We start from the raw sequence: 2011 nt of genomic DNA on the forward strand, positions 1-2011 counted from the left end.
GCCAAATGATATGGATAACGACTTTCTTCTAAAAAAACATGAGGCATTATTTACCTTAGCAAAGAAACACGAAATCCCTTTCGTAAACATGCATGACTTTATAAATCGACACATGGATCACGGTTTTCTTTTTTGGGATAAGGTCCACCTTACAGATTTTGGAAATAAGATATTTGCAAAAGAACTCTTTAAGCAATTAAAAGATGAGTTTTGTGATCAAAAAAATCAAATTAATTAAAAAGAAACGGAGGTGCAAAACTAAATCCTAATCTGGTTTTTATACCTATTCAAAAATTTGATGTGATAAAAACCATAGGTAGGAGAAAGGAGCCATAAATTAATATAGAATTACTAACCTCCCAAAATGAAAATATTTCTTAATCAAATTTTCCAAAACTTAAGCACCAATTCGAAGTTTTATTTAAAGAATCGATTCAGGTAGTTTAAAATCTAAGGTTTTGAGGAAAAAAAGAAATATACAATTCCTGGTTCTTAATACCTTTTTACTAATATCCTTGGTGTCTGTTCTTTTTTTATATAGTTATCAAACCAACACAATCAAAAGCAATGGTAACTGGGAAAGCTCAAAAGTAAAGTTAGAAAAAGGGGTTATGGGCGCCTACTCTTTTATCACCACCAATAGACCGTTGGCTGGCACCCACCTTGACCTATCAACCTATTTTGGATACCAAGAGATTTTTCTCAAGAAGAATCTTAACATAGAATCCTTAAAATTTCGCTTCAAGCTAAGTACTGAATCCTATTTCAGTATGTATTTTAATAAAACAGAAGATATTTTAACAGGCATCCGAATTTCAAATACTCCTACATTTCCTTCTATTTTTTTTAAAAGCAACAATGGTAAATTCCTGAAAAAAACTCCCTTGAATTTAAAAAAATTAAAAAATGGATGGAACAACCTCCAACTAAATTTTAAAGAGAAAAAAATTGAATTTTATTTAAACGGTAATCTACTTACCGAAGTAAAAAAACCATTCATTCAGGGAAATATATTGGGATTTAGAGGAAGTAGAAGCAGTACACTTATTGATAACATTATTGTAGCCCAAAATGACTCTTCAGAAAATTTTAAGGAAAGATTTGATAAAAAAGGACTTTATTCAAAGAATTCACTAACCATCTTAGGCATTTTTGCCCTAATTAATATCATTTTTTACTTCTTTTCGGCCCAAAGAAAAATCATTCTCATCTTATGGGTGAACATAGGTCTAATAACTGGTGGGATAGGTTTGTATTATTTTGTTAATGGTCAATACAAATACTCCTTGCCTTGGAAAGTTCGGTTTGGTGACTCAAAGGTTTTTGTTCACAAAACAGGTGAAAAAATCAGTCAAGAGATCTTCAATACTTATTCTACCAGTGAAAATAAAAACGAAAAAAGGGTAATGTTTATTGGGAGTTCCCAAACTTGGGGAGCAGGAGCATCCAAGGAAGAATTGACCTTTATCAAAATTTTTGAGAAAAAGCTTCAAACCCGATATCCTAATCAAAATTATGTTTGTATAAATACTGGAATTTCTGGAGAAGTTTCAGCCAACCTGTGGAATTACTATAAAACTCATTGGATAAATCTAAAGCCTGAATTTGTTTTGATTAATTTGGCAAACAATGATAATAACAAGGAACATTTTCAGGAAAACATAGATAAATTTATTACTCAGAATAATCAACTTGGAATAAGAACCATTTTAATAATGGAGCCAAATGATAGAGATGATAGTTTTCTTTTGAGAAATCATGAAGCATTAATAAGCTTGGCCAATAAACACAAAATCCCTTTGGTAGACATGCACGATTTTATTATAAGACACATGGACCACGGCTTTCTTTTTTGGGATAAGGTCCACCTTACAGACTATGGTCAAAAAATATTTGCAGAAGAACTCTTTAAGCAATTAGAGAATGAGTTTGATGATCCTAAAAATCAACTTAATTTGTAATTAAGATTCCCTTCCTTCATTCCAATCCCTTTTTCTCTTCTTTCTTTATT

At 31.0% G+C, this 2011-nt stretch carries 2 protein-coding genes; both read left to right on the forward strand.

All coding sequences use genetic code 11. The annotated features are described in order from the left end of the window. A partial coding sequence (locus E1171_RS02220; protein ID WP_222931343.1) for an SGNH/GDSL hydrolase family protein occupies positions 1–238 on the forward strand: 238 nt, incomplete at its 5' end. A 220-nt stretch (positions 239–458) separates the two neighbouring features. Then, on the forward strand, positions 459–1961 hold the full coding sequence (locus E1171_RS02225; protein WP_155203653.1) for an SGNH/GDSL hydrolase family protein: 1503 nt from the start codon (positions 459–461) through the stop codon (positions 1959–1961). The last annotated feature ends 50 nt before the right edge of the window (positions 1962–2011 follow it).

Source organism: Xanthovirga aplysinae, assembly GCF_009711365.1.
In the GTDB taxonomy this organism is placed as follows: domain Bacteria; phylum Bacteroidota; class Bacteroidia; order Cytophagales; family Cyclobacteriaceae; genus Xanthovirga; species Xanthovirga aplysinae.